This is a genomic window from Tautonia sociabilis (genome assembly GCF_003977685.1).
Lineage (GTDB): Bacteria > Planctomycetota > Planctomycetia > Isosphaerales > Isosphaeraceae > Tautonia > Tautonia sociabilis.
The window spans coordinates 41,051-67,452 of sequence record NZ_RYZH01000040.1 but is presented as its reverse complement, the minus strand read 5'-3'; the positions used below and the strand labels follow the sequence as shown (position 1 = coordinate 67,452).

Annotated in this window: 34 protein-coding genes and 1 pseudogene; 31 read left to right on the top strand and 4 right to left on the bottom strand. The window is 68.7% G+C overall.

Going from position 1 to position 26,402, the window contains the following annotated elements; genetic code table 11:
* Window positions 1–108: 108 nt before the first annotated feature.
* Both TsocGM_RS18760 and TsocGM_RS18755 read right to left on the bottom strand, forming a co-directional pair.
* Window positions 109–1,164 (bottom strand): stage II sporulation protein M, encoded by a 1,056-nt coding sequence (locus tag TsocGM_RS18760; RefSeq protein WP_126726996.1) that lies wholly within the window; start codon window positions 1,162–1,164, stop codon window positions 109–111.
* A 6-nt stretch (window positions 1,165–1,170) separates the two neighbouring features.
* Window positions 1,171–1,953, bottom strand: a complete 783-nt coding sequence (locus TsocGM_RS18755) for an RDD family protein (protein WP_126726995.1) — start codon at window positions 1,951–1,953, stop codon at window positions 1,171–1,173.
* A 373-nt stretch (window positions 1,954–2,326) separates the two neighbouring features.
* Between TsocGM_RS18755 and fusA the strand changes: the two genes are divergently transcribed.
* From fusA to TsocGM_RS18605, 31 genes and pseudogenes are all read left to right on the top strand, one after another.
* Window positions 2,327–4,456: an elongation factor G gene (fusA, locus tag TsocGM_RS18750; RefSeq protein WP_126726994.1), complete on the top strand. Its 2,130-nt coding sequence runs from the start codon at window positions 2,327–2,329 to the stop codon at window positions 4,454–4,456.
* 338 nt (window positions 4,457–4,794) lie between these two features.
* Complete coding sequence (locus tag TsocGM_RS18745; RefSeq protein WP_199756831.1) at window positions 4,795–5,988, top strand: sialidase family protein; 1,194 nt, start codon at window positions 4,795–4,797, stop codon at window positions 5,986–5,988.
* Window positions 5,989–6,310: 322 nt separating this feature from the next.
* A complete protein-coding gene (rpsJ, locus tag TsocGM_RS18740) occupies window positions 6,311–6,634 on the top strand; it encodes a 30S ribosomal protein S10 (RefSeq protein ID WP_199756830.1) in 324 nt (107 codons plus the stop codon).
* 214 nt (window positions 6,635–6,848) lie between these two features.
* Complete coding sequence (rplC, locus tag TsocGM_RS18735; RefSeq protein WP_126726992.1) at window positions 6,849–7,481, top strand: 50S ribosomal protein L3; 633 nt, start codon at window positions 6,849–6,851, stop codon at window positions 7,479–7,481.
* A gap of 276 nt (window positions 7,482–7,757) precedes the next feature.
* Complete coding sequence (rplD, locus tag TsocGM_RS18730) at window positions 7,758–8,504, top strand: 50S ribosomal protein L4 (protein ID WP_126726991.1); 747 nt, start codon at window positions 7,758–7,760, stop codon at window positions 8,502–8,504.
* Between the two features lie 53 nt (window positions 8,505–8,557).
* Window positions 8,558–8,884: a 50S ribosomal protein L23 gene (rplW, locus tag TsocGM_RS18725; protein ID WP_126726990.1), complete on the top strand. Its 327-nt coding sequence runs from the start codon at window positions 8,558–8,560 to the stop codon at window positions 8,882–8,884.
* 123 nt (window positions 8,885–9,007) lie between these two features.
* On the top strand, window positions 9,008–9,868 hold the full coding sequence (gene rplB / locus TsocGM_RS18720) for a 50S ribosomal protein L2 (RefSeq protein ID WP_126726989.1): 861 nt from the start codon (window positions 9,008–9,010) through the stop codon (window positions 9,866–9,868).
* A gap of 122 nt (window positions 9,869–9,990) precedes the next feature.
* Window positions 9,991–10,266 carry a 30S ribosomal protein S19 gene (gene rpsS, locus TsocGM_RS18715; protein WP_126726988.1) on the top strand — a complete coding sequence of 92 codons (276 nt, stop codon included), beginning with the start codon at window positions 9,991–9,993 and terminating at the stop codon, window positions 10,264–10,266.
* A gap of 101 nt (window positions 10,267–10,367) precedes the next feature.
* Entirely contained in the window at window positions 10,368–10,769 is a 402-nt protein-coding gene (gene rplV / locus TsocGM_RS18710) for a 50S ribosomal protein L22 (protein ID WP_126726987.1), read from the top strand.
* Window positions 10,770–10,820: 51 nt separating this feature from the next.
* Entirely contained in the window at window positions 10,821–11,525 is a 705-nt protein-coding gene (gene rpsC, locus TsocGM_RS18705) for a 30S ribosomal protein S3 (RefSeq protein ID WP_126726986.1), read from the top strand.
* Window positions 11,464–11,883, top strand: a complete 420-nt coding sequence (gene rplP, locus TsocGM_RS18700; protein WP_126726985.1) for a 50S ribosomal protein L16 — start codon at window positions 11,464–11,466, stop codon at window positions 11,881–11,883. Before rpsC ends, rplP begins: the two co-directional genes overlap by 62 nt.
* 61 nt (window positions 11,884–11,944) lie before the next feature.
* A complete protein-coding gene (gene rpmC, locus TsocGM_RS18695) occupies window positions 11,945–12,154 on the top strand; it encodes a 50S ribosomal protein L29 (protein ID WP_126726984.1) in 210 nt (69 codons plus the stop codon).
* A 172-nt stretch (window positions 12,155–12,326) separates the two neighbouring features.
* Window positions 12,327–12,602: a 30S ribosomal protein S17 gene (gene rpsQ / locus TsocGM_RS18690; protein ID WP_233579021.1), complete on the top strand. Its 276-nt coding sequence runs from the start codon at window positions 12,327–12,329 to the stop codon at window positions 12,600–12,602.
* Window positions 12,603–12,761: 159 nt separating this feature from the next.
* A complete protein-coding gene (gene rplN, locus TsocGM_RS18685) occupies window positions 12,762–13,142 on the top strand; it encodes a 50S ribosomal protein L14 (protein WP_126726982.1) in 381 nt (126 codons plus the stop codon).
* Between the two features lie 64 nt (window positions 13,143–13,206).
* Entirely contained in the window at window positions 13,207–13,560 is a 354-nt protein-coding gene (gene rplX / locus TsocGM_RS18680; protein WP_126726981.1) for a 50S ribosomal protein L24, read from the top strand.
* Between the two features lie 177 nt (window positions 13,561–13,737).
* Window positions 13,738–14,274 (top strand): annotated as a pseudogene (rplE, locus tag TsocGM_RS26550) (50S ribosomal protein L5); the annotation flags it as partial.
* Window positions 14,260–14,706 (top strand): 30S ribosomal protein S8, encoded by a 447-nt coding sequence (gene rpsH, locus TsocGM_RS26545; RefSeq protein ID WP_391732789.1) that lies wholly within the window; start codon window positions 14,260–14,262, stop codon window positions 14,704–14,706. The pseudogene rplE and the gene rpsH, both read left to right, overlap by 15 nt.
* Window positions 14,707–14,752: 46 nt before the next feature.
* Window positions 14,753–15,301, top strand: a complete 549-nt coding sequence (gene rplF, locus TsocGM_RS18670) for a 50S ribosomal protein L6 (RefSeq protein WP_126726979.1) — start codon at window positions 14,753–14,755, stop codon at window positions 15,299–15,301.
* A gap of 228 nt (window positions 15,302–15,529) precedes the next feature.
* Window positions 15,530–15,907 (top strand): 50S ribosomal protein L18, encoded by a 378-nt coding sequence (rplR, locus tag TsocGM_RS18665; RefSeq protein WP_391732781.1) that lies wholly within the window; start codon window positions 15,530–15,532, stop codon window positions 15,905–15,907.
* Window positions 15,908–16,073: 166 nt separating this feature from the next.
* Complete coding sequence (rpsE, locus tag TsocGM_RS18660) at window positions 16,074–16,559, top strand: 30S ribosomal protein S5 (protein ID WP_126726978.1); 486 nt, start codon at window positions 16,074–16,076, stop codon at window positions 16,557–16,559.
* A gap of 20 nt (window positions 16,560–16,579) precedes the next feature.
* Window positions 16,580–17,029: a 50S ribosomal protein L15 gene (rplO, locus tag TsocGM_RS18655; RefSeq protein ID WP_126726977.1), complete on the top strand. Its 450-nt coding sequence runs from the start codon at window positions 16,580–16,582 to the stop codon at window positions 17,027–17,029.
* Window positions 17,030–17,281: 252 nt separating this feature from the next.
* On the top strand, window positions 17,282–18,679 hold the full coding sequence (gene secY, locus TsocGM_RS18650; protein WP_126726976.1) for a preprotein translocase subunit SecY: 1,398 nt from the start codon (window positions 17,282–17,284) through the stop codon (window positions 18,677–18,679).
* 43 nt (window positions 18,680–18,722) lie between these two features.
* Complete coding sequence (gene map / locus TsocGM_RS18645) at window positions 18,723–19,532, top strand: type I methionyl aminopeptidase (RefSeq protein WP_233579020.1); 810 nt, start codon at window positions 18,723–18,725, stop codon at window positions 19,530–19,532.
* Between the two features lie 630 nt (window positions 19,533–20,162).
* Window positions 20,163–20,279: a 50S ribosomal protein L36 gene (gene rpmJ / locus TsocGM_RS18640; protein ID WP_126726975.1), complete on the top strand. Its 117-nt coding sequence runs from the start codon at window positions 20,163–20,165 to the stop codon at window positions 20,277–20,279.
* 45 nt (window positions 20,280–20,324) lie between these two features.
* A complete protein-coding gene (gene rpsM / locus TsocGM_RS18635) occupies window positions 20,325–20,708 on the top strand; it encodes a 30S ribosomal protein S13 (protein WP_126726974.1) in 384 nt (127 codons plus the stop codon).
* 202 nt (window positions 20,709–20,910) lie between these two features.
* A complete protein-coding gene (gene rpsK / locus TsocGM_RS18630; RefSeq protein ID WP_126726973.1) occupies window positions 20,911–21,291 on the top strand; it encodes a 30S ribosomal protein S11 in 381 nt (126 codons plus the stop codon).
* A 106-nt stretch (window positions 21,292–21,397) separates the two neighbouring features.
* Window positions 21,398–22,027 (top strand): 30S ribosomal protein S4, encoded by a 630-nt coding sequence (gene rpsD / locus TsocGM_RS18625; RefSeq protein ID WP_126726972.1) that lies wholly within the window; start codon window positions 21,398–21,400, stop codon window positions 22,025–22,027.
* A gap of 187 nt (window positions 22,028–22,214) precedes the next feature.
* Window positions 22,215–23,213: a DNA-directed RNA polymerase subunit alpha gene (locus TsocGM_RS18620; protein ID WP_126726971.1), complete on the top strand. Its 999-nt coding sequence runs from the start codon at window positions 22,215–22,217 to the stop codon at window positions 23,211–23,213.
* A 118-nt stretch (window positions 23,214–23,331) separates the two neighbouring features.
* A complete protein-coding gene (gene rplQ / locus TsocGM_RS18615) occupies window positions 23,332–23,790 on the top strand; it encodes a 50S ribosomal protein L17 (protein WP_126726970.1) in 459 nt (152 codons plus the stop codon).
* Window positions 23,791–23,998: 208 nt separating this feature from the next.
* Window positions 23,999–24,439 (top strand): HIT family protein, encoded by a 441-nt coding sequence (locus TsocGM_RS18610; RefSeq protein WP_126726969.1) that lies wholly within the window; start codon window positions 23,999–24,001, stop codon window positions 24,437–24,439.
* 164 nt (window positions 24,440–24,603) lie between these two features.
* On the top strand, window positions 24,604–24,966 hold the full coding sequence (locus TsocGM_RS18605; protein ID WP_199756829.1) for a helix-turn-helix transcriptional regulator: 363 nt from the start codon (window positions 24,604–24,606) through the stop codon (window positions 24,964–24,966).
* Between the two features lie 9 nt (window positions 24,967–24,975).
* Here the strand turns inward: TsocGM_RS18605 and TsocGM_RS27685 are convergent, their stop codons facing one another.
* The gene (locus tag TsocGM_RS27685; protein ID WP_261341646.1) at window positions 24,976–25,098 is read right to left on the bottom strand and encodes a hypothetical protein; all 123 of its coding nucleotides are present in this window, start codon (window positions 25,096–25,098) and stop codon (window positions 24,976–24,978) included.
* On the bottom strand, window positions 25,095–26,063 hold the full coding sequence (locus TsocGM_RS18600) for a DUF6065 family protein (RefSeq protein WP_126726967.1): 969 nt from the start codon (window positions 26,061–26,063) through the stop codon (window positions 25,095–25,097). Before TsocGM_RS18600 ends, TsocGM_RS27685 begins: the two co-directional genes overlap by 4 nt.
* Window positions 26,064–26,402: the final 339 nt, after the last annotated feature.

Sequence of the window (26,402 nt, the reverse complement as noted above, 5' to 3'; positions counted from 1 at the left end):
GATGGTGAAGCCGGTCTCGGATCGGGCGACGATGGTGGCGGCCATGGCGGTGGCTCCCGGAGTGTGAGGGGAGCCCCAGCATAGGCGGACGAACCGGCCCGATCTACATCATTCGTCGGTCACACCCGTTCGAGAGCCTCCCCGCCCTCCGGCGACGAGGTACAGCAGCAACAGCATCGTGCTGCCCACCGCCACCCCGGCCTTGGCCGCGTAGGGCAGGCCCGAGGCCGACACGAATCCCTCCAGGAAGGCCGCCAGCACGAACAGGCAGACCGCCGCGCCGGCGATCGGCAGGGAGGCCCTCGCCTCTCGGCCCAGCGAGTCGACCCGGCGCATCCCCTTGGTGTCGATCAGCCCCCAGCCGAGCCGAAGGCCGGCGGCTCCGGAGAAGACGATCGCCGTCAACTCGAACGGGCCGTGCGCGGTCACGAACTCATAGAAGTTCGCGGCCATCGGCGTCGTCGCCATGTGCCCGAACATTGTGCCGAGGACGATCGCCTGGAAGCTGAGCTCGTACAGGGTCATCAGGCCGAAGGTCAGGCCGTAGGCGTAGCACTTCAGGCCGATGGCGGCGTTGTGGTTGATGTAGAAGCCGGTCATGAACTCGTCGTCTCGGGGCAGCTCGGTCAGCGGCCGGGAGTACATCTCCTCCAGGCTGGCCACCTGCTCGGCGCCGACGACCTTCTCGGCGAATCCCGGCCGAGCCGCCGCCAGGGCTCCCGCGATCAGCATCAGCCCCCAGAACAGCACGGAGGAGATTCTCAGGAACGGGTCCGATCTCAGCCGCCGGGGAACCACGTCGAGCAGCTCGGTCGCCCAGGTTCGGACGCGGAACCCCCGGGTCCGATAGAGCGCGTTGTGCGCCCGGCCGACGAGGGCGTGCAGGTAGGCGACGGTGTCCCGAGGCAGATCATACGCCTCGGCCAGCATCAGGTCGGCGCAGGCGGCCCGGTACAGCTCGCCGAGGCGGATGACCTCGGGGGCGCCGATCCGGCCGTCGGGCGAGGGAGCGGACGGGTCGGGGTCAGGCTCGACGGCTTCGCCCCGCTTCCCGAGGGGGACGGTTCGGCCTCTCAGGGCGCCGGCCTCCTCGAACCGGAGGAGCAACGCGTCGAGCTCCCGCCAGATCCGCTCCCGCCTCGCCAGCCGCTCCACGACCCTCATGGTCGATCATCCCTCCAGGAAGACGCGGTGATACAGGGCGCAGAGCAGCGCGTCGCCGGGCACGTCGTCGGGAAGTCCGTACTTCTGGCGAGCCGGCCGGGCGAGGTGCCCGGCCATCTCCTCCCGACGCGACGGGCTGAACCGCTTGCGGTGCGTGACGTAGTCCGAGAGCGCCCTGGCCAGCTCCGGTCCCGCGTCGATCCGGGTCGGCAGTCGGGGCAGGATCGCCGCAACCGCCTTCTCCTCGAGGTTCGCCACGCCGGCCCGGGGGGGCCGCTGCTCGACGATCACCATCGTCCTCGCCGCGAGATCCCCGAGCCGCTGGAACCTCCTCGTCAGGATCATGCTCGCCAGCGCCGGCATGTAAGCGAACGGCATCATCCCGTCCAGGCACCACAGCAGGTTCCTCAGGAACGCCTGCCCCCCCGTGATCGGTACCCCTTCCACCGACACCACGCGGATCCCCATCGCCCGTTTTCCGATCGTCTGCCCGTTGAACAGCCCCTCCAGCAACGCGCCGTAGCCGAACCTCAGCACGAAGACGACGACGAGGAACAGCCCTCCCCCGGCCGCCGTCCCGAGCGACAACGCGAGCGAGAGCAGCAGCCCCAGGAAGCCAACCATCACCAGCACGAGCAGGTCGATCAGGTACGCCGTCGCCCTCCGGAACGGGCCGGCCAGCGGGTACAGGAAGGTGATGCGCTCGGGAGTGATCAGCCGAACGGTGGTATCCAGCGGCTCGTCGGGCGCTCCCGCTCCGCTCGTCGGGTCGAGGACCGAACTGGCCATCGGCTTCCCTTGACCCCAATCGGCCGGGCCGCTCGCCGGACCTCCCGGCTCGCACCCCGCCCCTCGCGTCAGCCGATCCATGCTATCCCCGCCTCTTCCGGTCGGCAACGCGCCGAGGCGTCGGGCCGCATCGCGGGATGCTCCCCCCGCTGTGGTCGTTGTCGATGGCCGGTTGTCCTGGAGATGCCTCCCCTGGGCGGGCAGGTGGCCCTTCGTATAATGGGGGGCGACCAGTCGCCCGGCGTCGGATCGGTCGGGATCGCCTGGAGGCGAACCGGATCGGGCGGGCTCCCCTCCGCCCAAGTCCGCCGGCTGCTTGCATCGACCTGCCCCGTTCTCGCCCCCCCGCCTCGCCCCCGAAGGACGGCCCCTCATGGACAGCGACGGACAACCGAGCCCCCTGGCCTCGATCCGGAACATCGGCATCGTTGCCCACATCGACGCCGGGAAGACGACGACCACCGAGCGCATCCTGTACTACACCGGTGAGATCCACCGGATGGGCGACGTCGACAAGGGGAGCACCACCACCGACTACCTCCAGGAGGAGCGCGAGCGCGGCATCACCATCGTCGCCGCCGCCATCTCCTGCAAGTGGAAGGACCGAGACGGCAAGCCGATCACCATCAACATCATCGACACTCCCGGCCACGTCGACTTCACCGCCGAGGTCGAGCGCTCGCTCCGGGTCCTCGACGGCGCCGTCGTGGTCTTCTCGGCGGTCGAGGGGGTCGAGGCCCAAAGCGAGACGGTCTGGCGGCAGGCCGACAAGTACCACGTCCCCCGGATCTGCTTCATTAACAAGATGGACCGGATCGGTGCCGAGTTCGACCGCGTCTTCGAGGAGATCAAGGATCGTCTCTCCGGCCACCCCATCCCGGTCATCATTCCCATCGGCGCCGGGCCCGAAGGTTCGATGGGCGAGTTCACCGGCCTGATCGACCTGATCGAGCAGAAGGCCCTGTACTACACGACCGAGGACCTCGGCTCGTCCATCACCGAGGCGGAGATCCCCGACGAGCTCCGCGACCAGTTCGAGCACTGGCGAGAGGTCATGCTCGACCAGCTCAGCGAGTTCGACGAGCGGTTCGCGGAGCAATACATGCTCGCGCTCGAGGGGGAGGAGCTGACCCCCGAGATGATCCGGGCCGCCCTCCGCCGAGCCACGCTGACGGGCAAGGCCCAGCCGGTGCTCTGCGGGTCGAGCTTCAAGTACGTGGGGGTACAGCGGCTGCTCGATGCGGTTGTCTCCTACCTGCCCAGCCCGCTGGAGGTCCCCCCGGTCAAGGGAGAGCACCCCAAGAGCGGCGAGACGCTGGAACGCGCCCCAGACCCGAAGGCCCCCTTCGCCGGCCTCGTCTTCAAGATCACCCATGACCAGCACGGCGACCTGTCCTTCGTCCGCGTCTACTCCGGCATCCTGAAGGCCAACACCCGGCCGCTCAACCCCGGCAAGAACAAGAAGGAGAACTGCTCCCGGCTCTACCACATCCGCGCGGACGACCGCGAGCAGATCGACCAGGCCCTGGCCGGCGACATCGTCGGAGTGGTTGGCCTGAAGGAGTCCGTCACCGGGGATACGCTGTGCGACCCGGCACACCCGATCCTGCTGGAGCGGATCGAGTTCCCCGAAACCGTCATTAGCATGGCGATCGAGCCGGTCAGCTCGGCCGACAAGAACAAGCTCGCCGAGGCCCTGGCGGCGCTGGCTCGCGAGGACCCGACCTTCACCTACAAGTTCGATGAGGAAACCGGCGAGACGCTCATCTCCGGCATGGGAGAGCTGCACCTGGAGATTATCAAGAACAAGATGCTCCGCGACCTGAAGCTCCAGGTCCGCGTCGGCAAGCCCCGCGTCAGCTACCGAGAGACGATCCAGCGGGCCGTCAAGGGGGTGCACGGCCAGTGCATCCGCCAGACCGGCGGCTCGGGCCTCTACGCCAAGATCACCATCGACCTGGAGCCCGAGCCCCAGCCCAAGGGAGCGCCGGTCGTCCGCTTCGTCAACAAGGCCAAGCCCAACGACGTGCCCGCCCAGTTCGTCCGAGCCGTCGAGGCCGCCATCCGAGAGGACGCCAAGAGCGGCGGCGTCACCGGCTACCCGCTGGTAGACCTCAAGGTCACCCTCATCGACGGCGAGACCCACGAGGTCGACTCCAGCGAGCTGGCCTTCGGCTTCGCGGCCACCGACGCCCTGAACAAGGCGCTGGAGAAGGCGGGCCCCGTGCTCCTGGAACCAATCATGAAGGTCGAGGTCGTCACCCCCGAGGAATTCCTCGGCAACGTCACGGGGGACCTCTCCTCCCGCCGAGCCCTGATCGACCGCACCTACCAGCGCGGCAAGCTCTGGGTCGTCGATGCCCGAGCCCCGCTCGAGCAAATGTTCGGCTACTCCACCGACGTCCGCAGCCTCAGCCAGGGACGAGCCAGCTACACCATGGAGCCCCTCGAATACGCTCCGGCCCCGGAGGCCATGCTCAAGAAGTTGATCGGAGAGGAATGACCGGGCCCGATCGATCGGAGCAGGAGCACCGATCAGGGGCCACCGCGACCGACCCCGCCCCCAGCTCGGCCGACTCGGCCCTCGACCGCAACGCCAGGATCGTCGAGGATGACCGACCCGGCGCGGCCGCCGTGTGGGGCCTCGGCCCCGAGACGAGGCCTCGCGGCGAGGGCTCGTCCCCAACCGATCCCCTCATCCTCGTCCCCCGCCAAACGCGACGTCCTCCCGGTCCTGGCCGGCGATCGAATCTCCCCGGCCCTCCGCCTCCAGGACGAGCCGGCCGCCGAGCCCGCTCCGGGCGGATCGTGAGCCCGGGACGACCCAGGAGGATTCTCTTGATGACTTCCCTTGGACCGCTCCTGCTCCCGATCCTCATCACGACGGCCTCCCCCGCCCCGGACGATCGGCCGGAGCCCGACCGTGCCCTCGTCCCCGGGGTGGTGATCGACCACAGCCCCGCGTCGAGCCGACAGTACATCGGCTCCCCGAGCATCGCCGCCCTGCCGGGAGGGATGTACGTCGCCTCGCACGACTTCTTCGGCCCCGGCAGCACCAGGGACACGACCGTCGTCTTCGCCTCGAAGGACCGGGGGGCCTCCTGGACCCGGATCGCCGTCATCAAGGGGCAATGGTGGTCCACCCTCTTCTTCCATCGCGGTGCCCTCTATCTCATGGGCACCAGCCGAGAGTACGGCGAGACGGTCATCCGACGATCCGACGACCGGGGCTTCTCCTGGACCTCCCCCGTCGACTCCTCCTCCGGCCTCCTCCTGCCCGGCCAGCGGTTCCACTGCGCCCCCGTGCCCGTCGTCGAGCACAACGGCCGCATCTGGAGGGCGATGGAAGATGCCGAAGGCCCCGGCGGCTGGGGAGAGCACTTCCGCGCCTTCATGATGTCCGCCCCCGTCGACGCCGACCTGCTCCGGGCCGAGAGCTGGACCGTCTCCCGACCCCTCGGCTCCGACCGCTCCTGGCTCGACGGCATGTTCGGCGGCTGGCTGGAGGGGAACGCCGTCGTCACCCCCGACGGCCAGATCGTCGACCTCCTCCGAGTCGATACCAAGCCCGAGGCCGGCTTCGCCGCCCTCGTCCACATCTCCGAGGACGGCAACGCCGCCACCTTCGACCCCGAGGCCGACTTCATCCGCTTCCCCGGAGGCGCCAAGAAGTTCACCGTCCGCTACGATCCCCGCACCCAGTGCTACTGGTCGCTCACCAACTGGGTCCCTCCCCGGTTCGACCTCGGCCAGCCCGGCCGCACTCGAAACACCCTGGCCCTGGTCGCCTCGACCAACCTGAGAGACTGGGAGGTCCGCGCCGTGGTCCTCCACCACCCCGACGTGGAGCACCACGGCTTCCAGTACGTCGACTGGCTCTTCGAGGGAGAAGATCTCATCGCCGTCGTCCGCACCGCGTTCGACGACGGCCTCGGAGGCGCCCACAACCAGCACGACGCCAACTTCATGACCTTCCACCGCATCGAAAACTTCCGAACCCTCGACGGCATCCCCCCCGACCTGGGCGACGATTGAGCCGTCTCCTCCCATCCGACGCTTGTCCGAAGACCGCCCGCCGCGGGGCCATCGGACCCGCCTTGCCAGGGAGCCGGGCCGAGCGATCCCCCTCCCGGCCCCCCGACGACTCCATCCCGCTCCCCCTCCAACCGACACTGTGGAGCCCGGGAAATCCAGGAACGAGGCGAGAAAATCGGCGCGACCCGATTGACGGCCGACCCCCCCCTCGGATAGCATCTCACTTTCCCCGAGTTTGGTTGCACAACTCTGTTCGATCGCCGAGACAAGCGAGCGTCGGCGGTTCGCACGAGCGCATGAGGGATATCGACCCGTGGCGGGCATGAGCAACGAACGCATCCGGATCCGGATGGAAGCGTACGATCACACCATCCTGGATCAGTCGGCGAAAGATATCGTCGACACCGCGAAGCGGACCGAGGCGATCGTCCACGGGCCGATCCCCCTGCCGACGCGCATCGAGCGTTACACCGTCCTCCGCTCCCCGCACATCGACAAGAAGTCGCGGGAGCAGTTCGAGATCCGCACGCACAAGCGGCTGATCGACATTGTGCAGCCGACCAACAAGACCATCGACGCTCTGAACAAGCTCAGCTTGCCCGCGGGCGTCGACATCAAGATCAAGGCCGGCCCCGCCGGGGGTTGAGCCAGGGTCGCAACCGCGGATCCCTCTTGCGTCTGCTTCCCTCGGTGGGCAGGCGGATGCGGTCCAGGGGGGGAGCGGCAGCACGGGGGCACGGGTGGCTCGAGGGCGACTCGTGCCCGTTCTCGTGTCGTCGGACCGTCGGCCGGGGGAAGGCTGTCGGTCGCGCGGGTGGGCCCCGATCCTCTGGATTTCGAGCGACGGAGCAAGCGAAGCGATGAACGTCGGGTTACTGGGTCGCAAGGTCGGCATGACCCAGCTCTTCCAGGAGGACGGCACCGTCGTCCCCGTGACCGTGATCGAGTGCGGCCCCTGCACGGTGTTGCAGGTCCGGACCGCCGAGCGCGACGGCTATCACGCCCTGCAGCTTGGATTCGCGGACAAAAAGCGCAAGAATGCCTCTCAGGCCGAGCGCGGCCACGCCAAAAAGGTCGATGCCGAGCCCAAGCGGTTCATCCGCGAGATCCGTCAGGATGGGCCGGTCGACGTGTCCGAGGGAACGACCCTGAAGGTCGACGTCTTCGCCGACATCCCGCGCGTTGACGTCATCGGCACCAGCAAGGGGCGTGGCTACACGGGCGTCGTCAAGCGGCATGGCTTCCGGGGCCTGCGGGCCACCCACGGCGTGCAGCGGATGCACCGGCATCCGGGCTCCAGCGGCCCCTCGGCCGACCCCGCCCGCGTCTTCAAGGGGGTCCGCAAGCCCGGCCAGTACGGCAACGCCCGGATCACGGTCCGGAACCTGAAGGTCGTCCGCGTCGACGCCGAGAACAACCTGCTGCTGGTCCGGGGCGCCGTGCCCGGCCACAACGGCGGCTTCGTGATCGTCCGCCAGACCAACGCCGTCTGATCGCGCCGCCCGCATCGGATCGAACCGGCCGGCCCGCTTCCCGCCTCGGCGATGCGGCTCGGCCCGCCACCCCCGCCGGATCGGCCCCGCCGTCGCGGCCGGGACCCCACGACCCGCCCCTCCCTCCCCGGCGGCGCGGCTCGGAATCGGACACACACACACAGAATCGGATCGGAATTCGAGACCCGGCCCATCCCCGATCGGGATCGGCCCGGTCGGCCCGACCGCGATCGCTTGCCCGGCCGGCCGGTCGACCGCCTGCATGGATCAAAGACGATGCTGACCATCCCCGTCTACAACACGTCCGGCGAGCAGGTGGGCGAGGAGTCCATCGATCCAGCCGACTTCGGCGGCGCGATCAACAAACAGCTGCTCCACGACGTGGTGCTCATGCACCTGGCCAACCGCCGGGTCGGCACGGTCAATACCCGGGGCCGCTCCGACGTCGCCGGCTCGACCAAGAAGATGTACCGGCAGAAGGGGACCGGGAACGCCCGGATGGGCGCCAAGCGGACCAACAAGCGCGTCGGCGGCGGCGTCGCCTTCGCCCGCCGCAACCGAGACTACTCCTACCGCCTCCCCAAAAAGGCCGTCCGGCTGGCCATCCGCATGGCCGTCCTCTCCAAGTTCCAGGACAACCAGGCGATCGTCCTCACCGGCCTCGACCTCGGCGCGACCCCCAAGACCAAAGAGGTCGCCCGGGTCCTCCGCTCGATCCGCCGACCCGACCTGCCCGACACCGCCCAGCCCGTCGACGGGGAGTCCAAGCGCGACGCCCTCCGCCGGACCCTCGACGGCCGCAAGGTGCTCCTCGGCACCGCCGAGCACGACCCGAGCGTCTACAAAGCCGCCCGGAACATCCCCGGCGTGAAGGTCGCCCCGGTCGCCGAGTTCAACACCTACGACATCCTCCGCCAGCGTTACCTGATCCTCACCCCCGAGGCCCTGGCCACCCTCAAGGAACGGGTCAAGGAGAAGGTCCGCCGCCGCCCCGAGGTCGAGGCCGCCGCGGCCGCCGGCTGACCACGGTTCCCGGCCCGGAACTCCATCGAACGCCCCCGAGGTCCTGATCCGTCATGGTTACCCTCCGACGCCCCCCCCAGTACGAGCGGCCCGGGCCGAAGCTGGAGCCCTATCAGGTGATCCTCCGCCCCCTGATCACCGAGAAGGCTACCCAGGTCGCCGAGCGGCACAACGCCTACACCTTCGAGGTCAACCCGTTGGCCACCAAGACCGAGATCAAGGAGGCCGTCGAGGCCCTCTTCGACGTCAAGGTGGACGACGTCCGGACCCAAAACCGCAAGGCCGTCGCCCGGCGCTATCGCCTCAAGGTCGGCCGCACGAAAAACTGGAAGAAGGCCATCGTCAAGCTGAAGGACGACTACCGCATCGACTTCTTCTGATGATCGGCGGCCGGTGACGGCGGCCCCGGCGGCGGGCGGTCATCGGGTTCATTCGGTCATCGGCCATCATTCATCGGAACGGGTCCCCGTCGCAACCCCGGCGGGCCGAGGGAAGAGACAGTCATGGGCATCCGCGTCTACAAGCCGACCAGCCCCGGGCGGCGCAACGCCTCCGTCAGCGACTTCTCCGAGCTGACCGACAAGAACAAGAAGCCCGAGAAGCGCCTGACCGAGCCGCTGAAGAAGACCGGCGGCCGGAACCACCACGGCGTCATCACCGCCCGCCACCGCGGCGGCGGCCACAAGCGCCTCTATCGGATCATCGACTGGAAGCGCAACGATCGCGACGGCCAGCCCGCCGAGGTCACCCACATCGAGTACGACCCGAACCGCTCGGCCCGCATCGCCCTGATCCGGTACGAGGACGGCACCAAGCGGTACATCATCGCCCCCGAGGGGCTGACCGCCGGCATGACCGTCGTCAGCGGGCCCGACTCGGAGCCGAAGCTGGGCAACTGCCTGCCGCTGGCGAAGATCCCCACCGGCATGGTCGTGCACAACGTCGAGATGCAGCCCGGCGGCGGCGCCAAGATGTGCCGCTCCGCCGGCACCAGCGCCACCCTGACCGCCCGCGAGGGCACCTGGGCCCAGCTCACCCTGCCCTCCGGCGAGGTCCGCCGTGTGCCCATCATGTGCCGGGCGACGATTGGCCCGGTGGGCAATGCTGATCACATGAACATTCGCCTTGGCAAAGCCGGCCGCAAGCGCTGGCTCGGCCGCCGGCCTCACGTCCGCGGCACCGCGATGAACCCGCACGACCACCCGATGGGCGGCGGCGAGGGCCGCACCTCCGGCGGCCGTCACCCGTGCTCGCCCAAGGGCCTGCCGGCCAAGGGCGGCAAGACCCGCAAGCGCCGCAAGCCCTCGAACTCGGCGATCATCCGCCGCCGCAAGAGCGTCCGTTACGGTCAATTGAAGATCTGAGTTCCGGCAGTAGGCAGCAGACCGTCGGCGACAGGCAGGCCGGCCCCCCCCCGCCACGTCCTCGCCGACGCCGCCTCCCCTGCCTCCCGCCGTTTGCCTCCTTCCGCGAGAAAGACAAGGCCATGGGACGATCGCTCAAGAAGGGCCCCTACGTCGACGAGCGGCTGCTGGAGAAGGTCGAGAAGGCCGAGGCCAGCGGCGCCCGCGGGCCGATCCGCACCTGGTCGCGTGCCTGCACCATCGTGCCGGAGTTCATCGGCAAGAACTTCGAGGTGCACAACGGCAAGGTGTTCACGAAGGTCTACATCACCGAGGACATGGTCGGGCACAAGCTCGGCGAGTTCTCGCCGACTCGGACCTTCCGCGGCCACGGCGGCAAGTCGAAGGGCAAGCGATAAGCGGGAGATGATCGGTGCGTAGGGCCGGCGCCGCCGGCCGCCACTCGAACTCGACGCGATGAGACGATGGCCGGCCCCCCCGGCCCTACGGGACGAGGACGATGAAGACGCAGAGCCCCTACCCCTACAAGGCCTCGCACCGCTTCGCCCGGATGTCGGTGCTCAAGGTTCGCAAGATCCTGGACCTGATCCGCGGCAAGTACGCCGACGAGGCGATGCAGATCCTCAAGTACCTGCCCCACCGCGGGGCCCGGTACACCGAGAAGGTGCTCAAGAGCGCCATGGCCAACGCCGAGGACCAGGGGGTCCGCAACCCCGGCGACCTGATCGTCGCCGACGCCCGAGGGGACGGCGCCGCCATGTTCAAGCGGCTCATGCCCCGCGCCCGCGGCATGGCCCACCTGATCAAGCGCCGGAGCTGCCACATCACCATCGGCCTGGCCGACCTGGAGACGGCCCTGGCCGGCCCCGAGGCCGCCCGTCGGATGGCCGAGGAAGCGTAACCGGACCCGCCGCCCCCCCGGCCATCTCTCGAGCGAGGATCGGACCGACCCATGGGACAGAAGATCAATCCGACCGGCTTCCGCATCGGCGTGATGGAAGACTGGCGAAGCCGCTGGTACGCCGGCAAGGCCGAATTCAAGGACCTGCTGGTCGAGGACTTCAAGGTCCGCCAGTACATCAAGAAGCGCTACAGCTACGCCGGCATCCCCAAGATCGAGATCGAGCGCACTCGGGACGCGGTCGTCGTGCTGCTGCACACCGCCCGGCCGGGCGTGATCATCGGCCGCAAGGGGGCCGAGGTCGAGAAGCTCCAGGAGGAGCTGCAGGATCTCACCGGCCGCCGGATCGAGATCAAGATCGTCGAGGTCAACCGCCCGGAGATCGACGCGCAGCTGGTGGCCGAGGACATCGCCGAGCAGCTGCAGAAGCGCTCCAGCTTCCGCCGCACCATGAAGCGGGCGCTGGACAACACCATGGACGCCGGGGCCAAGGGGGTGAAGGTTCGCCTCTCCGGCCGCCTGGGCGGGGCCGAGATGTCCCGAACCGAGAAGGCCGCCGCCGGCTCCATCCCGCTCTCCACGCTGCGGGCGAAGGTCGATTACGGGTTCGCCGAGGCCAAGACGCCCCAGGGCCACATCGGCGTCAAAGTCTGGGTTCATCAGGGCGATTACTTGAAGATGGAGGCCGGCACCGATGGCCATGATGCCCAAGCGGGTCAAGTATCGAAAAAGCCAAAAAGGTCGCGTAAAAGGTAATGCGACCCGGGGCAACTACGTCGCCTTCGGCGAGTACGGCCTCCAGTCGCTCGAGCCCGGCCGCGTCAGCGCCGAGGTCCTCGAGGCCAGCCGGATGGTCCTCTCCCGGGCCGTCCGCGGCGGCGGCAAGCTCTACATCCGCGTCTTCCCGCACAAGAGCATCACCTCGATCCCGGCCGAGACGCGGATGGGTAAGGGCAAGGGCGAAGTCGACTACTGGGCGGCCATCGTCAAGCCCGGGACCGTCCTCTTCGAGGTCGCCGGCATCCCCGAGTCCCGCGCTCGCGCCGCGTTCGCCCGCGTCGCCTACAAGATGCCCGTGACCTGCCGGTTCGTCTCCCGCCGGCCGACCCTCTGAGACCAAGCCGGCCAGACCGGCCACGCCGGCCACGCCGGCCGACGAATCCAGGACCCCCGCGATGACCAAGCCCGCCGAACTCCGCGAGAAGGACGACGAGCAGCTCGCCCTGATGCTCAAGGAGACCCAGGAGCAGCTTTTCCGGCTCCGCCTGCAAAGCACCACCGAGCGGCTCGAGGCGCCCAGCGAGGTGCTCAAGGCCAAGCGCGAGATCGCCAGGATCAAAACCATCCTGCGGCAACGCCAGCTCCAGGCCGAGGCCGGCGCCTGAACCGGCCCGTCCCCTCCCGCCCGACCGTTCCCAGACTCGACCCGATCCCTCCCCGGATAGCAAGTAGTTGACAATGAGCCAGCCGACGCCGACCAACCCGGCCAAGACCCCGCCGACACCTCGGCCCCGAGGCCGTCGCAAGGTCGAGATCGGGTCGGTCACCTCCGACAAAATGGACAAGACCCGACGGGTCGAGGTCTCCCGCCTCGTCCCGCACCCGAAGTACGGCAAGTACATGAAGCGGCGGACGATCTGCTACGTCCACGACGAGCGGAACGAAACCCGCGTCGGCGACCTGGTCGAGATCATGGAGACCCGGCCGCTGTCCAAGCAGAAGCGCTGGCGGCTGGTCCGCATCCTCCGCAAGGCCCCCGCGCACGAGGAGGCCGACGCCCGCATCGCCGCCGCCGAGGGTCAGGCCCAGAGCGACCCTCCTCCCGCCGAGTGACCCGCCCGTTCCCTCCCCTGACCACCGGGGAAGGCAGGGGGGCCAGCAGACTCCGGCCCCCAATCGCCTCGATGTGATCCAGAAACCATCCTCCGGAGACTCGTGGGCCGCCGGCGATCGTTGGGGACCGCGGCCGCGACCGTGACAGGGTTCTCGACGATGATCCAGATGCAGACCCGGCTCGACGTGGCCGACAACAGCGGGGCCAAGGAAGTGATGTGCTTCAAGGTCCTCGGCGGCAGCGCCTCCCGGTACAAGCGGCGCACCGCGGGCCTGGGAGACGTCTTCATCGGTAGCGTGAAGAAGGCCTCCCCCGGGGGCGACGTGAAGGCCGGCGACGTCGTCCGCTGTGTCGTCGTCCGCACCCGATTCAAAACCCGACGCCCCGACGGCTCCTACGTCCGCTTCGACCGCAACGCCTGCGTGCTCATCTCCAAGGAGAACGAGCCCCGCGGCACCCGCATCTTCGGCGCCATCGCCCGAGAACTGCGCGACAAGCAGTTCATGAAGATCATCAGCCTGGCCTCCGAAGTGGTCTGACCCGATCCGGCCCCCCGCCCGACTTGTCCCGAGACTCGGCCCCTAGCAGGCCGGAGAGCGCGTCATGAAGGTCCGAAGCAACGACGAAGTCGTCGTCATCACCGGGGACGACAAGGGGACCCGAGCCAAGGTCCTCCGGACGCTCCCCGCGAAAGGCAAAATCGTCGTCGAGGGCGTCAACCTCGTCTACAAGCACGTGCGTCCCAGTCAGCGCAATCCCCAGGGCGGCCGGCTCTCCAAGGAGATGCCGATCGACGCCTCCAACGTCATGCTCTACTGCCCGACCTGCAACGGCCCCGCCCGGGTCGGCTACCGCATCCTCGACAACGGCCAGAAGGAGCGGCATTGCAAGCGCTGCGACTCCGGCCTCGGCACCCTCGGCCCCCCCAAGCCCTCCCGAGCTAAGGCCGGGGGCTGATCCGGGCGCCGGCCTCCGCCCGCGTCCATCGTCGAATCACCGAGGGGACGCTTTAGCCGACCCCCCCCCTCGGGAGCCAGGTTCTCGAACCCGGCATCCCCCTCCACCCTTCTCCCGACCCGCCGGCATACGGGCACCACTCCCGGGCCCGCGCCGTCGGCCTGAGGACCGATCCCGATGGCCCGCCTGTTTGAAGAGTACCGCACGACCATCGCCCCGGCACTCGCCGAGAAGTACGGGATCACCAATGTCATGGCGATCCCCAAGCTCGAGAAGATCGTCCTGAACATGGGCGTCGGCCGCGCCACCCAGGACAAGTCCATCCTCGAGGCCGCCGTCGAGACCATGGGGCGGATTGCCGGCCAGAAGCCGGTCATCACCAAGGCCAAACAGTCCATCGCCGGCTTCCGCCTCCGAGAGGGGAACGAGATCGGCTGCAAGGTCACCCTCCGCGGCATGCGGATGTACGAGTTCCTCGACCGCCTGATCAACCTCGTTCTGCCTCGCATCCGAGACTTCCGCGGCGTCAACCCCAACAGCTTCGACGGCAACGGCAACTACACCCTCGGCCTCACCGAGCAGGTCGTCTTCCCCGAGATCGAGGCCGACAAGATCTCCCACACCCTCGGGATGGACATCACCATCGTCACCACCACCCGCAACGACGACCAGGCCCGAGAGCTGCTCCGAGCCTTCGGCATGCCCTACCGCAAGCCTGGCCAGCAGCGCGGCGTCGCCGGCCCCCCCGCCATGATGACCGACCCGATCGCCGACATGCTCACCCGCATCCGCAACGCCGTGCGGATCGAGAAGCCGATCGTCGACATGCCGCTCTCCAACGAGAAGGCCGGCATCGCCCAGGCCCTCAAGGACGAGGGCTACATCTGGGACTTCGAGGTGATCGACACCGTCCCGGCCCGCACCCTCCGGGTCAACCTGAAGTACGGCCCCAACGGCGAGAAGGTCATCACCCGGATCGACCGCGTCAGCAAGCCGGGGCGCCGCATCTATCGTGGCTATCGCGAGCTGAAGCCGGTCCAGGGCGGCATGGGGATCCATATCCTCAGCACCCCGAAGGGGATCCTCAGCGACCGCCGCGCCCGCGCCGAGAAGGTCGGCGGCGAGGTGCTGGCGCTGGTCTACTGACCCCCCCCCTCCCCCCGACGACCGCCCCGAACCGGAGCCCGAACCCATGTCCCGTATCGGTCGCCTGCCGATCCCCGTGCCCGACAGCGTGAAGATCTCCCTGGACGGCTCCACCATCCAGGTCGAGGGCCCCAAGGGGAAGCTCTCCTTCTCCTTCCGCGAGGAGATGCGCGTCACTCACGACGCCGTCGCCAAAGAGATCCGCGTCGAGCGCCCCGACGACGAGCGCATGAACAAGGCCCTGCATGGCCTGACCCGTACCCTCATCGCCAACATGGTCAAGGGGGTCACCGAGGGGTACACCAAGCGCCTGGAGATCGTTGGCGTCGGCTATCAGGCCCAGCTCAAGGGAGCCAATGCCGTCAACCTCCAGGTCGGCTTCGCCAACCAGATCCTGATGCAAGCCCCCGAGGGTGTGACCGTCACCGTCCCTGACGCCACCCACATCCAGATCACCGGCGCCGACAAGCAGGCCGTCGGCGAATTCGCCGCCCGCATCCGCCGCGTCCGCCCCCCCGAGCCCTACAAGGGCAAGGGCATCCGCTACGAGGGCGAGCAGGTCCGCCGCAAGGCCGGCAAGGCGTTCGGCAAGTAACACAGCAACCGTCGGGAAGTGATCGCAAGCGGTTTGGCCACGGCCAGGGTTCCATCATCCGAACAGGGGAAGTCGGGAGCGGTCCCGAACGGCCAGCTCCCACCGGCCTCCCGTCCACACTCCCCAGACGCGCCGATCCCAGTCCGCTTGCCGCAGAGCGCTGATCCACGAGGCCCGGGTGGCCGGTCGGCATCGGCTGCCCACACGGCCCGGAGCAGGAGAACGAAGGTGAAGGGCAAGAACCACCGACTGCACGTCCAGGGGCAGCGGCTCCGCCGTCAGCGGCACGTCCGCAAGAAGCTGCACGGCTCCACCGAGCGGCCGAGACTGGCGGTCTTCCGCAGCTCCAAACACATCTACGCCCAGATCATCAACGACGACGAGGCCAAGACTCTGGCCGCCGCGGGCACCGTCGAGCCGTCCTTCCGCCAGGAGCACGGCTACGGCGGAAACAAGGCCGCCGCGGCGCTGATCGGCAAGCTCATCGCCGAGCGGGCCAAGGCCGCCGGTATTGACAAGGTCTGCTTCGACCGCCGAAGCTACAAGTATCACGGCCGCATCCAGGCCCTGGCCGACGCCGCCCGCGAGGCCGGCCTGTCCTTCTGACGATCAGGAGCGAGGAGGCAGCAGGCGGTCGGCAGTCGGCCGAACCGGGCCGATCCCCCCGCAGGGCCCGTTCTCCGATCCGGACCCTCGTCCAATCACCGCCCGGTTCCCCCTCCTGTTGCCTCGTGCCGACCGCCGACTGCCTACTTCACTCCGGAGGATCAGCGTGTCCAGCGATAGTCGAGACCGCGGCGAGTGGACCGAAAGCGTCGTGTCCATCCGCCGCTGCGCCGCGGTGGTCAAGGGCGGCCGCCGCTTCAGCTTCAACGCCCTAGTGGTTGTCGGCAACGGCCGGGGCCAAGTCGCCTGGGGCTACGGTAAGGCCAACGAGGTCCCGCCGGCGGTCGAGAAGGGAGTCAAGGACGCCCACAAGCGGATGACCCGCATTCAGACCCGGGGCGGCACCATCCCGCATCCGGTCGTCGGCCGCTTCGGCGCCGCCAAGGTCATCATGCTCCCGGCCAGCCCCGGTACCGGCGTGATCGCCGGCGGCGCCGTGCGAGCCGTTGTCCAGGCGGCCGGCATCACCGACATCCTGACCAAGAGCATCGGCTCCACCAACAAGCTGAACCTGGTCAAGGCCGCCATCAACGGCCTGCAGCAACTGCGCACGAAGGAAGAAGTCGCCCGGCTCCGTGGCGTCGCCCTCTGAACCCCGATAGGTGGCCGATCATGCAGCTTCACGACGTCCACGAAGGCATCCACAAACACAAGAAACGCAAGCGAGTCGGTCGGGGTCCCGGTTCCGGTCACGGCAAGACCAGCACCAAGGGGCACAAGGGCCACTCCTCCCGCCAGGGGTACAAGCAGCACCCGCTGGCCGAGGGCGGCCAGATGCCGATCATCCGCCGAGTCCCCACCCGGGGGTTCACCAACGGAAGGTTCAAGAAGGATTTCGCCATCCTGAACCTGGACCTGCTCGAGGCGTTCTTCGACTCCGGCGACACCGTCGACGAGGCCATCCTGCGGGCCAAGCGCCTGGTCAAGGGGCGGCACGACGACGGCCTGAAGATCCTCGGCGACGGCACCCTCACCAAGAAGCTGACCGTCAAGGCCCAGAAGTTCAGCAAGACCGCCGTCGAGAAGATCACCACCGCCGGCGGCTCGATCGAGGTCGTCTGACCGCGGGCCACCCCCCCCCGCCGGCTCGAATCGCGGCGAGATCCGCTTCCACGGGCGTCCGAATGTCCTGGGGGCTCGACCGACGCCGGGCCGGTGCCGGTCCGAGCCCCCCGCTCCCCCGACCGGCGGGCCTGCCCCTCCTCTTTCGAAGGCAGGGTCGCCCTGCCCGACTCGACCGCGACGCGACGCGCCGGCCCCCCGCCCATCGCCGACGCCCCGCCCCGCCCCGAAGCGCACAGGAGCCGTCCTGCCGTGCAGAAGCTGATCACGATCTTCTTCAAGGTGCCCGAGCTGCAGCGCAAGATCCTGATGACGGCCATGTTCCTGGCCATCTATCGGATCGGCTTCTACATCCCGCTGCCGATCGTCGACCAGTCGGCCCTGGCCGAATGGCAGGAATCGATCCGCCAGCAGGCCTTCGGCAAGGTGCTCGGCCTGGCGGCCATGTTCGGCGGCACCCAGATCGGCATGAGCACGATCTTCGGCCTGGGCATCATGCCCTACATCTCCGCCTCCATCATCTTCCAGCTCCTCGGCAGCGTCGTCCCTCAGCTCGAGGCCCTCATGAAAGAGGGGGAGAGCGGCCGGAAGAAGATCAACGAATATACGAGATACGCAACCGTTCTGATCTGCCTCGGCCAGTCGGCCATGTGGATCCGGTTCGTCCAGACCCTCGACTTCATCCCGGCCCCGTACAAAGCCTTCTTCCCCTACGGCTTCATCTGCGTGCTGATCATGACCACCGGGACGATCTTCCTGATGTGGATCGGCGAGCAGATCGATGAGTACGGCATCGGCAACGGCATCAGCCTTCTGATCATGGCCGGCATCCTCGCCCGAGCCGACGACGCCCTGTTCTACCTCGCCGCCGGCTTCACCCCCCGCCTCACCGGCGACGCCGAGAAGCCCTACAGCCTGATTGTGACCGCCTTGCTCCTGGCGTTGTTCATCGCGGTGATCGTCGGGGTGATCGCCATTACCGAGAGCCAGCGGCGGATCCCGACCCAGTCGGCCAAGCACGTCCGGGGACGCCGGGTCTACGGCGGCACCCGGCAGTATCTGCCGCTGAAGGTCAACCAGGCCGGCGTCATGCCGATCATCTTCGCCTCCAGCCTGCTGATGTTCCCCTACTTCATCTTCCAGGGCCTGGCCCGGGGCACCGCCGGTTGGCTGACCAGCGAGGACGCCGCCGGATGGCAGCAGGGCCTCGCCCGCTTCTTCGAGAGCGGCCTGGATGCCTTTCAGAGCCAGGGCTATATCTACACGGTCTTCTACATTGGGCTGATCTACTTCTTCTGCTACTTCTGGACGGCCATCACCTTCAACCCGAAGGACATGGCCGATAACCTGAAGGACTACGGCAGCTTCATCCCCGGCTACCGGCCCGGCCGCCGCACGGCCGAGTACCTGGAGAAGGTGATGCTGCGGATCACCTACGTCGGGGCCGCCTTCCTCAGCCTGGTGGCGGTCATTCCCTCCCTAGTCCAGGCCGGCCTGGCCCAGGCGGGCACCAGCGTCGACCCGATCATCACCCAGTTCCTCGGTGGCACTGGCCTGCTCATTGTCGTCTCAGTCTGTCTGGACCTCGTGCAGAAGATCGACAGCCACCTGATCATGCGGAACTACAGCGGCCTGATGACCCGGCGCTGATCCCCGCTCGCACTCGCCGATCGCCCCCGGAGGGCTCTCCCCAATGCTCCGCCCCAGCCGATCGATCATCAAGCTCAAGAGCCCCCGGGAGATCGGCCTCATGCGAGAGGCCGGCAAGGTGGTCGCCGAGGCCCTCGCCCGGGTTCGCGAGCTGGCCGTGCCCGGGGCCACCACCGCCGAGCTCAACGACGCCGTGGCCGAGATCTTCCGACGCCACGACGCCACCCCTCTGTTCCTCAACTACCCCAGCCCTACCAAGGGGGTCCGCCCCTTCCCCGCCGTCATCTGCGCCAGCGTCAACGACGCCGTCGTCCACGGCATCCCCAACCGCCGCCCCCTCCAGGAGGGGGACATCATCTCCATCGACACCGGCTGCCGCCTCAACGGCTGGTGCGGCGACTCGGCCATCACCCTGGCGATCGGCGCGGTCTCTGAGGAGCACAGGAAGCTCCTCCAGGTCACGCAAGAGACCCTCGACCTGTCCATCCGAGCGATGGGACGCTGCCAGTACTGGTCCGAGGTCGCCGGTCTGATGGAACGCTACGTCAAGAGCCAGGGGATGCACGTCATCGAGAAGTTCGTCGGCCACGGCATCGGCCGAGACATGCACGAGGAGCCGCAGGTCCCCAATTTCGTCAGCAAGGCTCTCCGCCGCAACGACATCCGCCTCGAACCCGGCATCGTCCTGGCCATCGAGCCGATGGTCGCCCTCGGCACCAAGCACGTCAAGGCCCTCGCCGACGGCTGGACGATCGTCACCAAGGACAACCGCGCCGCCGCCCACTTCGAGCACACCGTCGCCATGACCCCGGACGGCCCCCGCATCCTCACCCTGCCCCCGGACCAAGATTGACCGACGCCGCAGCTCGCCCGCGACGGCTCTGCCCCGGCCCTGAGATTGATCCGAGACGGGCCCGACGACCTCTCCGCCAAGGCGGGCCCCGTCGCGGATCGGATCGACACGGTGAAGAGCTCTTCCCTCGTTCCGTCCGGCGAGCCGCTCCGAACCATCATCGGGGACGGCGAACCGACCATGCGGCCGATGGAGAACCTCATCCCCCCGAGTCCAACGTCCAGTCCACCCTGACCGCCACGATCTCGGCAGACTGCTCCGGGAATCCATTCGACTTCCCGTGGGAAGGCCCTCCCCTGAAGCCCCGCTGATCGACCAATCAATCGGCCGAGCCGACGGCCCGGTCCCCCTCCCTCGCTCGAGGCCCTTCCCGACGGCTCGATCCGTCGCCGGTCGGCCGGGCCGCGCGCGGGAGGGCGCTCAGCCCGATCTCCCCCAACGGCCTCCTCCCCTCGGGAGTCGTCCCGTTTCTCCAGACGCGAAGGGCTTGCTTCGGCCCGACTCTCTCGGTACAGTAGTCGAATTCCCCCCCGGTCCGCGGCGCGCGCCGGTCGACCGGCATCCCCTCGCGCCGGCGAGCCCCAGGCAGGGCTCGGGACGCGAACGTCAGCAGAAGACGGGACTGGAGCGATGAAGGTCCGATCGAGCGTCAAGCGAATTTGCGACGCCTGCATCATCGTACGGCGGCGGGGCAGAGTCTACGTGATCTGCAAGGCCAACCCCAAGCACAAGCAGCGGCAGGGCTGAGCCGGCCTTCTCGGCCGCACCAGCCTCCCCGGAGGAACAGGACGGATGCCTCGTATCCTGGGCGTCGACATCCCCAACGACAAGAAGATCCGGATCTCGCTGCGCTATCTCTACGGCATCGGCCCGTTCCTGGCCGACCAGCTCTGCGAGCGCACCGGGATCGACCCTGACAAGCGGGCCCGGGACCTCTCCGACGACGAGCTGGCCAAACTGATCACGCTGCTCGACAACGAGTACACGGTCGAGGGCCAGTTGCAGCGCGTCGTGCAGCAGAACATCGCCCGGCTGCGCGACATCAACTGCTACCGCGGCCTGCGGCACCGCCGCGGCCTGCCTGTCCGCGGCCAGCGGACCCAGACCAATGCCCGCACCCGCAAGGGCCCGCGCAAGACCGTCGCGGGCAAGAAGGGCGTCAAGGACATGCGCTGAGCCGGCCCGAGCTGGGCTCCTCCTCGCGAGGGTCCCGGCCTCCCGGCTCGAACCCCATCCCCCCTCCCTCCGGCCGAGCCGTCCGAGGGGGGACGCCCGCCCGGCCATCGCCGGGCGCGTTCGTTCCATCCACCGGATCGACCGGCAGACCGGCCGGCGTCGACTCGCCCCCAGGATCCCCGAACAGCGGAGCAGCCCAGCGGTGGCCAAGGCCAAGAAGCGGAAGACCCGCCGCAATGTGAGCCGCGCGGTCGTTCATATCAAGGCGACGTTCAACAACACGCTCGTGACGATCACCGACCCCAACGGCGACACGCTCTGCTGGGCCTCCAGCGGCACGGTCGGCTTCAAGGGCAGCCGCAAGAGCACGCCCTTCGCCGCCCAGCGCGCCGCCGAGGTGTCGGCCTCGGCCGCCACCAAGTTCGGGGTCAAGGAGGTCGAGGTCCGCGTCAAGGGCCCCGGCTCCGGCCGCGAGAGCGCCATCACCGCCCTGCAGGCCGCCGGCCTGTCGATCAAGGCGATTGAGGACGTGACCCCGCTGCCCCACAACGGCTGCCGGCCGCCGAAGAAGCGCCGGGTCTGACCGCCGGAGGGATCGGAGCCGGCCCGAGCCCCTCGCGGACGGACGGTCGATCGATCGGGACACAATCGCTCGGCACGGACTCGTATCTGGTTGAGAATCGAGGATCATGGGACGCCACATCGGACCGGTCTGCCGGCTCTGCCGCCGCGAGGGGATCAAGCTCTTCCTCAAGGGCGCGCGCTGCGACTCCCCCAAGTGCGCCATCGAGCGCCGCGACGGCCCCCCCGGCCAGCAGCAATATCGCCGGGGCAAGCCCAGCGAGTATTCGATCCGGCTGCGCGAGAAGCAGAAGGTCAAGCGGTATTACGGCGTCTTCGAGCGCCAGTTCCGCCGGTATTATGAGATGGCCAGCCGCCGTCCCGGCAACACCGGCGACGTGCTCATGGCCCTGCTCGAGCGCCGCCTCGACAACGTCGTCACCCATCTGGGCTTCGCCGTCAGCCGGCCCTCCGCCCGCCAGCTGATCCGCCACGGCCACATCCTGGTCAACGGCCGCAAGACCGACATCCCCAGCTACCTCGTCAAGCCCGGCGACGAGATCAAGGTCAAGCCGCGCGAGGAGTCCCAGCGCCTGGTCGCCGGCGCCCTGAGCATGGAGGGGATGCCCCCGGTCCCCGACTGGCTCGACCGCACCTCCACCGACCCGGCCGAGGCCCGAGTCAGCCGACTGCCCACCATCCAGGACGTCTCGCTGCCGGTCACCCCGCAGCTGATCGTCGAACTCTTGAGCCGCTGATCCCGGCCCGGCCGCCGGCCGCCGCGATCGCCTTCGATTTCGGGACGGGGATTCACCGCGGAGAACGCAGAGGACGCCGAGGCCGACCCCCCGGGCGATCGCGACGGGCCCCCTCCCGCCGCCTTCGCCCATCCGCCAGCCATCACCGATGCGTCCTCTGCGGTGAATTTGGGAGCCTGATTCAACCATGCGCATCCGTTGGCGAGGCCTGGAACTGCCCAGCCGGGTCATCTGCAACCGCGAGACCCTCTCCGATACCTTCGGCGAATTCCACATCGAGCCGTTCGAGCGCGGCTTCGGCCACACCGTCGGCAACAGCCTCCGCCGAGTGCTGCTCTCCAGCCTCGAAGGCAGCGCCGTCACGACGATCAAGATCCAGGGTGTTCAGCACGAGTTCTCCACCATCCCCGGGATGGTCGAGGACATCACCGACCTGGTGCTGAACCTCAAGGGCCTGGTCGTCAAGAACCACTCCGACGGGCCGCGCACCATCCGCATCGAACGCGACCGCCGGGGGGTCGTCACCGCCGCCGACATCCTCCACGACGAGTCGGTCGAGGTCATCAACCCCGACCATATCCTCTGCACCCTCACCGACGACGTCCCGCTGCACATCGAGATGATCGTCGAAAACGGCCGAGGCTACCGCCCCGCCGCCGAGGGGCACACCGATGACCTGGAGATCGGCGCCATCCCCATCGACGCCATCTTCACCCCCGTCATCCGCGTCGAGTACAAGGTGCAGGACACCCGCGTCGGTCAACGCACCAACTACGACATGCTCACGATGAAGATCTGGACCACCGGGACCATCAACCCCGAGATGGCCCTGGTCGAGGCCGCCAAGATCCTCCGCAAGCACCTCAACCCCTTCGTCCAGTACTACGAGCCCGGCCCCGGCCTCCCCGCCGACGGCTCCGGCGCCTTCGAGGGAAGCGGCTACGGCGGCGGCGTCGATATGGAAACCGAGCGCAAGCTGAACATGAGCCTCGCCGAGCTCGAGCTCTCCGTCCGCGCCACCAACTGCCTCGAAAGCGAGGGGATCACCAGCGTCCGGGACCTCGTGAGCCGCTCCGAGGACCAGCTCCTCGGCGTCCGCAACTTCGGCGAAACGACCCTCAAGGAGGTCCGCGCCAAGCTCCAGGAGATCGGGCTCGACCTGGGGATGGACGTCGCCCGCCGCTAATTGGACCGCAGGAGGCAGGAGGCGCTAGCCCGTCGGCCGTCGAACCCGCGCGGTCGCTCGCCTCCGTTCCCCCCCCCTGCCGACCGCCTCTAGCCGACCGCCTACCGGGACCCAAGTCATGCGTCACCGCAAAGCCGGACGAAAATTCAAGCGCTCCCCTGAGCATCGTCGGATGCTCCTGCGCAACCTGGCCACCTCGTTCTTCGAGCACGAGCAGATCAAAACGACCCAGGCCAAGGCGAAGGAACTTCAGCCTTACGCCGAGAAGCTGATCACCCTGGCCGTCCGCGGCATCCGCCGGCAGAAGGCCCTCGGCGGCGACAAGGCCGACCGGCTGCCGCTGGCCGAGTTCCGCCGCAGCCTCACCGTCCTCACCCGCAAGGACATCGCCTACAAGCTCTTCTTCGAGATCGCCCCTCGCTACATGGAGCGGCCCGGCGGCTACTCCCGCATCTTCAAGCTCGCCCACCGCCGCCAGGGCGACTGCTCACCGATGGCCATCATCCAGCTCATCCCCGCCGACGAGCCGGTCCGCTCCCAGACCGTCCAGCCCGAGGTCGTCGCCTCCGGCGCCTGATCGACTCGGCAGCGGCAAGCGGCTCGCGTCGCCTCGTCTCGCATCGCGTCCGATCCCATCCGGAACCATCGCAGGCGGAGCGCCAGGGGAAACCGATCCCCTGCCCTCCGCCTGCGGCACTCCGGAGGGGTATGATCGCCTCGATCTCCTGTCTCCCCTCCCGCTTGATTGCGGAGTCCCTCCCCCGCCCCGGCCGGGAGTCCCGATCATGGCCTACGACCCCCAGAACGTCTTCGCCAAGATCCTCCGGGGAGAGATCCCCTCGGCCAAGGTCCTGGAGACCGACGGCGCCCTGGCGTTCCTCGACATCGGGCCGGTCAACAAGGGACACGTGCTGGTCATCCCCAAGGTCGAGGCCGCCACGCTCTCCGAGCTTCCCGACGACGCCTCGGCCCACGTCGGCGCGCTGCTCCCTCGCCTCTGCCGGGCCGTCCGGGAGGCCACGGGGGCCGAGGGCCTGAACGTGATCGTCAACCACGGCGAGGTGGCCGGTCAGACCGTCCACCACGTCCACTGGCATATCATCCCCCGGTTCCGGGGAGACGCCGTTCGCTGGCCCTGGCCGCACGACTCCTACGACGGCGACGAACTCGAGCGCATGCGCCTTCGCATCGCCGCCGCCCTTGGCCCCGCCTCGTCCTCCTCCTGATCCCCTCCCCTCCGTTCCCGTCCGGTCCGGTCCCCGAACGGGAGGGCCGGATCGGCCCTTGATCCTGACCGACGGCCCTGGCAGGATCCTTGGCGATGCGACGTCCCCTCCGGGTCGTTCCGAGCGGGGCCGTCTCCCCTGCTCGACGACGAGTGATACTCCCCTTGGACGACCACGATTCATCCGTCGGCGGTCCCGGCGACGCCGAGCGTCCCCCGGCGGGACCGTCGAAGCGGGCCTGGACCTTCCTGAGCACCCATGCCCAGGTCTTGCTCTGTGTCTGGCGACAGCCCGATGCGCTGATCCGGGACATCGCCGAGCAAGTCGGCATCTCCGGGAGGGCCGTCCAGCTCGTCCTTCGCGACCTGGAGGACGAAGGCTACATCACCAGCGTCCGGGTCGGCCGCCGCAACCGCTACCAGCTCCACTCCGACCGCCGGCTCCGCCACCCGCTCGTCGCTCAGCTCGAGGTGTCCACCCTCCTCTCGCTGCTCGACGCGCGCTCCCCAGGCGATCTGCCGCCGTGAGCGTCCCGATCAGCAGGCCGAACGCACCGAGGCCAGCGCCAGCAGCCCAGAGGCGCTGAGGAGGTTCGGATCTCCTTCCACGAAGCGGTCGGCCGGGTTCACCCACTCGCCTCGGTCGGCAGTGAGCCTCACGACCTGCCCGGGGGATCGGCCTGCTCCTTCCCCTCCGACCCGTCCCGAGGGCCGATCGGCGGCACGGGAACGCGGACGAGATGGCCCCTCACGTCCTGCGCCTTGCGGTACATCAGGTGGTTCTGATTCCGCTGGCCAGCTCGGCGTCGGCGCTCGTCCCGCCAGCAGGAGAGCTGGTAGGCCAGCTCCGGCTCGGTCTCCAGCGGGACCTCCTCGGCCTTGGCCCCGGCGAACGTGGGGTGGGGGATCGGGACGAGCTGGCCGAGGGGCTCTCCCTCCTCGAACGAGACGGAACCCGGGGCGACGAGCTTCCAGTTGAAGGTGAAGGTATAGGGGAGCCACCACGTCTCGATGATCCCCTCCAGCGGGACGCAGTTCTCCTTCCAGCGGTTGGCCGGTCCCTTGGCCAGCAGGTCCCAGCCCGGCGGCGTCCGGAACAGCCAGGGGGGAGAGAACGTGAGGATCCCCCGGCCGAACTGGCTCTTCACGGCGGGGGGGAACTGGGGGGCCACCTCAACCACCAGGCCGGTCAGGTCGGGCGACCCGTCCCACGTCACTCGGACGTCGGTCGGGCAGAGCACCTCCCAGCCCCACTGGTTCGCCACCACCAGCGGCAGGCAATGGTAGGCGTGCGTGTGCTCGTCCATCCAGGGCCGTCTTGGCGGGGCCTCCCGCAGCCGCCAGCCGGCTCCCCAGCCGGTTTCGACGATCCGCAGCGCCTTCAACTCGAACGGCGGCAGCTCGCCGACCGTCCCCGGCGCGGCCGGCGGGGGAGACACCGGCACGGGGGAGATCGGGGAGAAGGCCGAGTCCCGGCCCGTCGGGACCGGCGTCGGCGACACCGGAACAACCCGGCCCACGTCGGCGGTGACGACAAACGAGGCGCCGAAGTCGATCGGCGGCTCCGGCCGGGGACGCCGATCGCTCGGGCCTTCGGGGCGGTTGGGATCGCTCGATTCCATCATACAGGCGAGCCTACCGCGCCCGACTCGTTCCGGCCACGTCGGTTTCGATTCCTCATCCCCGCCCAAATTCGCGATCGAAGGGTAGGCTTGGAGAGACTCTGGCCGAGTCGCCGTTCAGGAGGGGGTGTCCTTTGCACCGATCGCCGAGCGCCCCAGGCGATCCCGATGGGGCCTGGGCCTTCCGGGCAAGTGGCCAATTCGCCTTCCTCCTACCGGCCGATCGCCGCGTCCCTCGTATCCAGGAGCCCAACCCGATGCGCGTCCTCGGAGCCCTCGCCGCCGCTCTGGTCATCACCTCGGCGGCCTCGGCGCAGCCCTCGCCCCCCTCGGTCCCCGCCG

Coding starts and splice junctions, on each gene's coding strand:
- rplD (WP_126726991.1), top strand. CDS start 7,758: ATGCTGACCATCCCCGTCTACAACACGTCCGGCGAGCAGGTGGGCGAG.
- rplC (WP_126726992.1), top strand. CDS start 6,849: ATGAACGTCGGGTTACTGGGTCGCAAGGTCGGCATGACCCAGCTCTTC.
- TsocGM_RS18745 (WP_199756831.1), top strand. CDS start 4,795: ATGACTTCCCTTGGACCGCTCCTGCTCCCGATCCTCATCACGACGGCC.
- rpsS (WP_126726988.1), top strand. CDS start 9,991: ATGGGACGATCGCTCAAGAAGGGCCCCTACGTCGACGAGCGGCTGCTG.
- rpsM (WP_126726974.1), top strand. CDS start 20,325: ATGCCTCGTATCCTGGGCGTCGACATCCCCAACGACAAGAAGATCCGG.
- TsocGM_RS18755 (WP_126726995.1), bottom strand. CDS start 1,953: ATGGCCAGTTCGGTCCTCGACCCGACGAGCGGAGCGGGAGCGCCCGAC.
- rplB (WP_126726989.1), top strand. CDS start 9,008: ATGGGCATCCGCGTCTACAAGCCGACCAGCCCCGGGCGGCGCAACGCC.
- rplQ (WP_126726970.1), top strand. CDS start 23,332: ATGCGTCACCGCAAAGCCGGACGAAAATTCAAGCGCTCCCCTGAGCAT.
- rplN (WP_126726982.1), top strand. CDS start 12,762: ATGATCCAGATGCAGACCCGGCTCGACGTGGCCGACAACAGCGGGGCC.
- TsocGM_RS18610 (WP_126726969.1), top strand. CDS start 23,999: ATGGCCTACGACCCCCAGAACGTCTTCGCCAAGATCCTCCGGGGAGAG.
- rpmC (WP_126726984.1), top strand. CDS start 11,945: ATGACCAAGCCCGCCGAACTCCGCGAGAAGGACGACGAGCAGCTCGCC.
- rplP (WP_126726985.1), top strand. CDS start 11,464: ATGGCCATGATGCCCAAGCGGGTCAAGTATCGAAAAAGCCAAAAAGGT.
- rplW (WP_126726990.1), top strand. CDS start 8,558: ATGGTTACCCTCCGACGCCCCCCCCAGTACGAGCGGCCCGGGCCGAAG.
- rpsC (WP_126726986.1), top strand. CDS start 10,821: ATGGGACAGAAGATCAATCCGACCGGCTTCCGCATCGGCGTGATGGAA.
- rplO (WP_126726977.1), top strand. CDS start 16,580: ATGCAGCTTCACGACGTCCACGAAGGCATCCACAAACACAAGAAACGC.
- map (WP_233579020.1), top strand. CDS start 18,723: ATGCTCCGCCCCAGCCGATCGATCATCAAGCTCAAGAGCCCCCGGGAG.
- fusA (WP_126726994.1), top strand. CDS start 2,327: ATGGACAGCGACGGACAACCGAGCCCCCTGGCCTCGATCCGGAACATC.
- rpsD (WP_126726972.1), top strand. CDS start 21,398: ATGGGACGCCACATCGGACCGGTCTGCCGGCTCTGCCGCCGCGAGGGG.
- rpsJ (WP_199756830.1), top strand. CDS start 6,311: ATGAGCAACGAACGCATCCGGATCCGGATGGAAGCGTACGATCACACC.
- TsocGM_RS18760 (WP_126726996.1), bottom strand. CDS start 1,164: ATGAGGGTCGTGGAGCGGCTGGCGAGGCGGGAGCGGATCTGGCGGGAG.
- rplX (WP_126726981.1), top strand. CDS start 13,207: ATGAAGGTCCGAAGCAACGACGAAGTCGTCGTCATCACCGGGGACGAC.
- rplF (WP_126726979.1), top strand. CDS start 14,753: ATGTCCCGTATCGGTCGCCTGCCGATCCCCGTGCCCGACAGCGTGAAG.
- rplV (WP_126726987.1), top strand. CDS start 10,368: ATGAAGACGCAGAGCCCCTACCCCTACAAGGCCTCGCACCGCTTCGCC.
- TsocGM_RS18600 (WP_126726967.1), bottom strand. CDS start 26,063: ATGATGGAATCGAGCGATCCCAACCGCCCCGAAGGCCCGAGCGATCGG.
- TsocGM_RS18620 (WP_126726971.1), top strand. CDS start 22,215: ATGCGCATCCGTTGGCGAGGCCTGGAACTGCCCAGCCGGGTCATCTGC.
- rpmJ (WP_126726975.1), top strand. CDS start 20,163: ATGAAGGTCCGATCGAGCGTCAAGCGAATTTGCGACGCCTGCATCATC.
- rpsQ (WP_233579021.1), top strand. CDS start 12,327: ATGGACAAGACCCGACGGGTCGAGGTCTCCCGCCTCGTCCCGCACCCG.
- rpsH (WP_391732789.1), top strand. CDS start 14,260: ATGCCCTACCGCAAGCCTGGCCAGCAGCGCGGCGTCGCCGGCCCCCCC.